Consider the following 7365-nt stretch of genomic DNA (forward strand, 5'->3'; position numbering starts at 1 on the left):
GGCTCAGAGGCTGAAGCGACCGACCAGCTGGCGCAGCGACCCGGCGGCCTCGGACAGGCTCGCGGCGGTCGAGGCCGTGCTCTCGGCGGCGGCCTTCGTCCCGGACACCGACCCGGCGATGGCGACGATGTTGGCGGAGATCTCCTCGCTGCCCGCCGAGACCTCGCTGACGTTGCGCACCATCTCGGAGGTGGTCGCGGACTGCTCCTCCACCGCCGCGGCGATGGTGGCCTGCAGCCCGTCGATGCGGGCGATGACCTCGCTGATGCCGCTGATCGCGCTGGCCGCGGCCGCCGCGTCGGTCTGGGTCGCGCCCACCCGCCCGGTGATCTCCTCCGTGGCCCGGGCGGTCTGCTGCGCCAGCTCCTTCACCTCGCCGGCCACGACGGCGAAGCCCTTGCCCATCTCCCCGGCGCGGGCGGCCTCGATGGTGGCGTTCAGCGCCAGCAGGTTCGTCTGCTCGGCGATGGAGGTGATGAGCTTGACCACGTCGCCGATCTCCCGGCTGGAGGCGCCCAGGCGCTCCAGGATCGCCGAGGCGTCGGTGGCGGAGGCCACCGCGGCGCTGGCCACGGAGGAGGCCTCGGCGGTGGAGGAGGCGATCTCGCGGATCGCCGCGCTCATCTCGTCACCGGCGGCGGCCACGGTGGAGATGTTCGCCGAGATCTCGTGGCTGGCGCCGGAGACCATCTGGCTCTGCTGGTCCGTGGCCGACGCCTGCCCGGCGAGCTCGGCGGCGACGGCGGTCATGGAGCCGGAGGAGGCCGCCAGGGCGTCGGCGTTCGCGGAGATCTGCCGCATCGTGTCGGCGAGCCGGTCGAAGGAGGTGTTGAGGGCCGCGGCGGTCAGGCCCAGCTCGTCGCGGCCGTCCACCTCGATGCGCAGGTCCAGGCGACCGGCGGCCAGCCCCTCGGCGACGCGGCGCGTCCGCGCCAGCGGGCCGGTGATCGCACGGGAGACGACGACCACCGCCGCCACGAGGGCGGCCGAGCCGATCAGCGCGGTGAGCGCGATCATCAGCGCGGCGTCGTGGTGGGAGTCCCGGCCCGCCTGCGCGGCGGCCGCAGCGGCCTCGGACTCGGCGCTCTGCATCTCGTCCAGGGCCGTGTTGATGTCCGCGAACGCCTGCAGGGCGGGGGACGCGCGGTACGCGTCGACCCACGCCGCGGCGTCACCGGCGATGGCCTGCGGGTCGAGGTCGTCCACGCGGGCCTGCCGGTACACCCGCAGGTTCTCCTCGAACGACTCGCGCTGCTCGGCCGTGCTCGCCGGCCCGGCCGCCAGGTAGGCCTCCCACGCCTCGTCGACCTCGGCGTCGTGCCCGGCGCGGTTCTTGTCGCGCACCTCGGCGGTCTTCACCTCCGGCTCCTGGGTGATGAGCATGTCGGTGTTGTCCTTGGCGCTGGAGTTGAACGACGCGCGCACGCGGCCCAGCTCGACGGCCGCCTGGACGTTCGAGGAGTACATGGTCTCCAGCCGATCGCTCAGCCCGGCGGCCACCCGCAGGGACACCGCGGCCAGCAGCCCCGTGGTGAGCACGGCCAGGAGGGCGATGACGCCCAGCTTCTTGGCGATCTTGGCGTCGCGGATGACGTTCACGTGCGCTCCCCGGTTCCAGCACGGCCACCGAGGCCGCCTGCGGTCCATCGGCACGCACGGGCGCCGGCCGAAGCCCGGACGGCCGCCGCGCGGGCTGCGCGGCGGCCGTCCGGGTTCGCCCGGGGGGCTGCTCAGGCGCCGAAGCGCGCCGGCAGCGTCGCGGTGTGCACCTCGCGCAGCTCGGCGAGCGGCACCGCGAACAGCCCCTGGAGGTCCAGGGCCGGCTCCTCCCCCTCGACCGCGTCGGTCACGCCGATGCGCAGGTGCGCCAGCCCGCGCGCGGTGCACACGTCGGTGAAGCGGACCTCGTCCTCGCGGGGCACCGCGACGATCACGCGGCCCGCCGACTCGGAGAACAGCGCCGTGAACGCGTCGATCCCGTCGCGCTCGCAGAGCTCGTCCAGCCACACGCGCGCGCCCACGCCGAAGCGCAGGCAGCTCTCCACGAGGGCCTGGGCGAGGCCGCCGTCGGCGAGGTCGTGCGCGGCGTCCACCAGGCCGTCGCGCGAGCAGTTCACCAGCACGTCCGCCAGCAGCTTCTCGTGCGCCAGGTCCAGCGCCGGGGGCAGGCCGCCCAGGTGGCCGTGCTCGGCCCACGCCCACTCCGAGCCGCCCAGCTCGTCGCGGGTGGTGCCCAGCAGGTAGACGTTCTGCCCGGCCTCGCGCCACCCCGAGGGGGTGCGGCGCGAGACGTCGTCCAGCACGCCCAGCACGCCGATCACCGGGGTGGGCAGGACCGCGGAGTCCAGGCCGGCGTCACCGGTCTGGTTGTACAGCGACACGTTGCCGCCGGTGACGGGCACGCCCAGCGCCTCGCACGCCTCGGCCAGGCCCTGCACGGCCTCGGCGAACTGCCACATGACGCCCGGGTCCTCCGGGGAGCCGAAGTTCAGGCAGTCGGTGACCGCGAGCGGCTTCGCGCCGGCGGTGGCGACGTTGCGGTACGCCTCGGCCAGGCACAGCTGCGCGCCGGTGCGCGGGTCCAGCTTCGCGTAGCGGCCGTTGCCGTCCAGGCTCAGCGCCACCCCGAGGCCGCTCTCCTCGTCCACGCGCACCACGCCGGCGTCGTCCGGGGTGGCCAGGGTCGTGTTGCCCAGCACGTAGCGGTCGTACTGGTCGGTGACCCACGCGCGGCTGCACAGGTTCGGGGAGGCGACCATCCGCAGCAGCGTGGCGCGCAGCTCGTCGGCGCCCGCCGGGCGCGGCAGGCGCTGCGCCGTGGGGGCGTCGGCCTGCAGGGCGTCCTGGGAGGCGGGGCGCTCGTACGGGCGCTGGTACACCGGGCCCTCGTGGGCCACGGTGCGCGGCGGCACGTCCACGACCGTCTCGCCGTGCCACTGCACGACGAGGTGGTCGCCGTCGGTGACCTCGCCGAGGACCGCGGCCTCCACGTCCCACTTCGCCGTCACGGCGAGGAAGGCCTCGACGTTGGCGGGCGTGACCACCGCCATCATGCGCTCCTGCGACTCGCTCATGAGGATCTCCTCCGGCGAGAGGGAGGGGTCGCGCAGCGGCACCCGGTCCAGGTGGATGAGCATGCCGCCGTCGCCGGCGCTGGCCAGCTCGCTGGTCGCGCAGGACAGGCCCGCGCCGCCGAGGTCCTGGATGCCCTCCACCAGACCGGCGTGGAACAGCTCCAGGCAGCACTCGATGAGCACCTTCTCCTGGAACGGGTCGCCCACCTGCACGGCGGGGCGCTTGCTGGGGCCACCGGCTTCGAACGTCTCGGACGCCAGCACCGACACCCCGCCGATGCCGTCGCCGCCGGTGCGGGCGCCGAAGAGCACCACGAGGTTGCCCACGCCGCGCGCGTTCGCCAGGTGCAGGTCCTCGTGCTTGAGCGCGCCCACGCACAGGGCGTTGACCAGCGGGTTGCCCTGGTAGGAGGGGTCGAAGACGACCTCGCCGCCGATGTTGGGCAGGCCGATGCAGTTGCCGTACCCGCCGACGCCGGAGACGACGCCGGGCACCACCCGGGCGGTGTCGGGGTGGTCGATCGCCCCGAAGCGCAGCGAGTCCATGACGGCGATCGGGCGCGCACCCATCGCCATGATGTCGCGGATGATCCCGCCGACACCGGTGGCCGCGCCCTGGTACGGCTCGACGTAGCTGGGGTGGTTGTGGCTCTCCACCTTGAACGTCACGGCCCAGCCGTCGCCGATGTCCACGACGCCGGCGTTCTCGCCGATGCCCACCATGAGGTGCTTCTTCATCTCGTCGGTGGTGTGCTCGCCGAAGGTGCGCAGGTGCACCTTGGAGGACTTGTAGGAGCAGTGCTCGCTCCACATCACCGAGTACATCGCCAGCTCCGCACCCGTGGGGCGGCGCCCCAGGATCTCGCGGATGCGCTCGTACTCGTCGGCCTTCAGGCCCAGCTCGGCCCACGGCTGCTCGCGCTCGGGGGTGGTGGCGGCGCGCTCGACGGTGTCCAGGGCGCTGGTGACGGGCAGGCTCACGCGCCCACCGCCGCGAGGCCCGCGCCCAGCACGGAGGCGAACAGCCCCAGCCCGTCGGTGCCGGGGCCGTAGCCGGCCTCCACCGCGTGCTCGGGGTGCGGCATGAGGCCCACGACGTTGCCGCGCTCGTTGGCGATGCCGGCGATGTCGCGCAGCGAGCCGTTGGGGTTGCCGCCCAGGTAGCGGAAGACCACGCGGCCCTCGCCCTCCAGGCGGTCCAGGGTCTCGGCGTCGGCGACGAAGCCGCCCTCGCCGTTCTTCAGCGGCACGGTGATCTCGGCGCCGGCCTCGAAGGCAGACGTCCACGCCGTCGCGGTGGACTCCACGCGCAGGCGCTGGTCCGTGCACACGAACTTCTGGTGGTCGTTGCGCACCAGGGCGCCGGGCAGCAGGTGCGACTCGCACAGCACCTGGAAGCCGTTGCAGATGCCCAGGACGGGCAGGCCGCGCTGCGCGCCGGCGACGACCTCGCCCATGACGGGCGCGAAGCTGGCGATGGCCCCGCAGCGCAGGTAGTCGCCGTAGGAGAAGCCGCCGGGCAGCACGACGGCGTCCACGCCGCGCAGGTCCGCGTCGGCGTGCCAGAGGGCCACCGGCTCGGCACCGGCCAGGCGCACCGCGCGCCGGGCGTCGCCGTCGTCCAGGGAGCCGGGGAAGGTGACGACGCCGATCTTCATGCGGGGACCTCCCCGGCGGCGCGGACGGAGACGACGTCCTCGATGACCGGGTTGGACAGCAGCTTCTCGGCCGCGGCGCGGGCCTGCTCGAGGACCTCCGGGGTGACCTCCCCGTCGACCTCCAGCTCGAACCGCTTGCCCTGGCGGACGCCGGTGAAGGCGTCGAAGCCCAGTCGCGGCAGGGCGCCGACGACGGCCTTGCCCTGCGGGTCGAGGATCTCGGGTTTCGGCATGACGTCGATGACGACGCGGCCCATGCGCGGCGCTCCTTCGAGGGGGTGGACCCAGGGGGCTCGGATGCCCCCAGGTTACCGCCGCGGCGCGGGCGTCCCGTCCGCCGGGACGCGGTCGTCCTGCACGTCCCAGCCCGCCAGGCGGTGCGGCAGGCCCCGGTGGCCGCGCGTGGTCCACACCGACACCGCCGCGGCCACCGCGAGCGCGGCGGCCAGGGTGGAGGCGGCACCGGGCCCGGCGGTGTTCAGCAGGTGGAAGCCGCCCGCGCCCGCCAGCCAGCGCACGACCACCCGCGCCGGGCGCAGCGGGCCGCGCGGGCGCAGCCGCACCACCACCTCCCCCGGGGTGCGCCCGGAGCTCAGCAGCCACAGCAGCAGCACCGCCGCCGGCAGCGCGCAGGCCAGCAGCAGCAGCACCGCGCGGTCCGCGGCCGGCGGCACGCGCAGGCCCGCGCCGACCACCAGCACCCGCCAGGTGAAGGCGGCCGCCGCCCCGGCGCCCGTCAGCAGGACCGCGTCGACGGCCATGCCCAGCAGCCGGCGCCAGACGGTCACCGGGCGCGGGACCTGCGGGGCCTGCGGCGCCTGCCCGGGCAGCAGCCGCAGCAGCGGGGCGAGCAGCGCCCCCACCAGGGCGCCGCCGGTGTTGGCCAGCAGGTCGTCCACGTCGAAGAGGCGGTAGGCGCACGGGTAGAGGAACCACACGCCCGTCAGCTGGGTCAGCTCCACGAGCAGGGAGACCACCAGGCCCACCGCGGTCGCACCGGCGGTCCCGCGGCGGGTCAGGTGCCGCACGAAGGCGCCCAGCGGCACGAACAGGGCCACGTTGAAGGCGAACGACTGCAGCGACGCGTTCGCGACCACGTCGGCGGGGCCGTGCAGGCCCAGGCCGGCGGCGTCCGCCAGGAAGCGCCCGAGCCGCAGCTGGGGGTCCTCGCCGCCGCCCGCGCACAGCCGGGCCGTGTTCGACGGCAGCGGCAGCAGGGTGTAGGCCACGACCGCCAGGGCGTGCACCAGCACCGCCAGCGCCAGCACGGAGGGGACCAGACCCACGCTGCCGCGCCGGCGGAACTGCACGGCCACGTACGGCACGAACAGGACCACCGCCAGCAGCACGCCGCCGGCCACGGCCACCACCGCCGGCAGCAGCACCCGGTTCACGGCGCCGTGCCCGCCCGGTCGGCGGGGGCCGCGGCCTCACGGCGGCGCGTTCGCGGGGGCACACCACCAGCCTGGCGCAGGAGGGGCCCCGGGCACGCCCCGCACCGGGCCGGGGGGGGGCGCCACCCGCACGGCGCAGCCGCACCGGTGGTGCGGGCCACCGCCACCCGTCCCGGCGGTACCGTGCGCTCACCCGCGCACCGGGCGGGACGGACCGAGGAGCTGCCGTGGCCACCATCATGGACGTCGCCGCGGCCGCGGGGGTCTCCGCGAGCACGGTGTCGTACGTGCTCAGCGGCAAGCGCACGATCTCCGCGGCCACCCGCTCGCGCGTGGAACGCGCGATCCAGGACCTGGGGTACCGCCCGCACGCCGGCGCCCGAGCGCTGGCGTCCAACCGGACGAGCATCATCGGGCTGGTCGTCCCGCTGCGCGAGGACGTCAACGTCAACGTCATCATGCAGTTCGTGCGGTCGGTGACCACGACCGCGCGCGGCCACGACATGGACGTCCTGCTGCTGACGCAGGAGGAGGACGCGGGCCTGCGGCGCGTCAGCAGCGGCTCCCTCGTCGACGGTCTGCTGGTCATGGACATCGAGGCGGACGACCCGCGCATCGAGGTGCTGACCTCCATCGACCGCCCCACGGTCCTCATCGGGGTGCCGGACGACCCCCGGGGCCTGAGCTGCGTCGACTTCGACTTCGCCGGCGCGGCGCGCACCGCCGTGGCCCACCTGACGTCCCTGGGGCACCGGCGGATCGCGGTGCTGGCGTCCCCGCCGGGCTCGCTCACCCGGCACGCCGGGTACGCCGAGAGGGTGCGCGACGGGTTCCGCGAGGCGGTGCGGGCGGCCGGCGCCGAGGGCGCGTACCAGCCGTGCGAGCCGGGCACCGAGGGCGTGCGCGCCAGCCTGGCGGCGGTGCGCGCGGAACTGCCGGGGGTCAGCGCCCTGGTGGTGCACAACGAGGCGGCGCTGCCGTCGCTGCTGGCGGTGCTGGCCGAGGAGGGGGTGGACGTGCCCGGGGACGTCTCGGTGGTCACCATCGCCGCCAGCGAGGGCGCGAACCTGCCCCGCCCGCTGACCTCGCTGGACATCCCCGCGCTGGACGTGGGCCGGATCGCGGTGGACATGCTGGTGGCCCGCATCGGCGGCGAGCGGACCACGGAGACGCGGCTGCTGGCGGCGCGGCTGGTGGACCGCGGCAGCACGGCGGCGCCCCGCGGCTGAGGACGCGGGG

At 75.3% G+C, this 7365-nt stretch carries 6 protein-coding genes; 1 reads left to right on the plus strand and 5 read right to left on the minus strand.

All coding sequences use genetic code 11. From position 1 onward, the window contains the following. Positions 1-3: 3 nt before the first annotated feature. The 5 genes from ACRYM0_RS08255 to ACRYM0_RS08275 form a co-directional block, all read right to left on the minus strand. Entirely contained in the window at positions 4-1599 is a 1596-nt protein-coding gene (locus tag ACRYM0_RS08255; protein WP_432503916.1) for a methyl-accepting chemotaxis protein, read from the minus strand. Positions 1600-1730: 131 nt separating this feature from the next. Then, the gene (gene purL, locus ACRYM0_RS08260) at positions 1731-4055 is read right to left on the minus strand and encodes a phosphoribosylformylglycinamidine synthase subunit PurL (protein ID WP_432503918.1); all 2325 of its coding nucleotides are present in this window, start codon (positions 4053-4055) and stop codon (positions 1731-1733) included. Next, positions 4052-4732: a phosphoribosylformylglycinamidine synthase subunit PurQ gene (gene purQ, locus ACRYM0_RS08265; protein ID WP_432503921.1), complete on the minus strand. Its 681-nt coding sequence runs from the start codon at positions 4730-4732 to the stop codon at positions 4052-4054. Before purQ ends, purL begins: the two co-directional genes overlap by 4 nt. Continuing rightward, positions 4729-4989, minus strand: a complete 261-nt coding sequence (purS, locus tag ACRYM0_RS08270) for a phosphoribosylformylglycinamidine synthase subunit PurS (protein WP_432494804.1) — start codon at positions 4987-4989, stop codon at positions 4729-4731. Before purS ends, purQ begins: the two co-directional genes overlap by 4 nt. 51 nt (positions 4990-5040) lie before the next feature. Then, positions 5041-6126: a VanZ family protein gene (locus tag ACRYM0_RS08275; RefSeq protein WP_432503923.1), complete on the minus strand. Its 1086-nt coding sequence runs from the start codon at positions 6124-6126 to the stop codon at positions 5041-5043. Positions 6127-6353: 227 nt separating this feature from the next. On the opposite strand from ACRYM0_RS08275, the gene ACRYM0_RS08280 reads away from it, so the two are divergent. Continuing rightward, positions 6354-7355, plus strand: coding sequence for a LacI family DNA-binding transcriptional regulator (locus ACRYM0_RS08280; protein ID WP_432503926.1), 1002 nt, complete (start codon positions 6354-6356; stop codon positions 7353-7355). Positions 7356-7365 lie beyond the last annotated feature (10 nt).

The organism is Kineococcus arenarius subsp. arenarius (assembly GCF_050871845.1).
GTDB lineage: Bacteria > Actinomycetota > Actinomycetes > Actinomycetales > Kineococcaceae > Kineococcus.

Coding starts and splice junctions, on each gene's coding strand:
- purQ (WP_432503921.1), bottom strand. CDS start 4,732: ATGAAGATCGGCGTCGTCACCTTCCCCGGCTCCCTGGACGACGGCGAC.
- purS (WP_432494804.1), bottom strand. CDS start 4,989: ATGGGCCGCGTCGTCATCGACGTCATGCCGAAACCCGAGATCCTCGAC.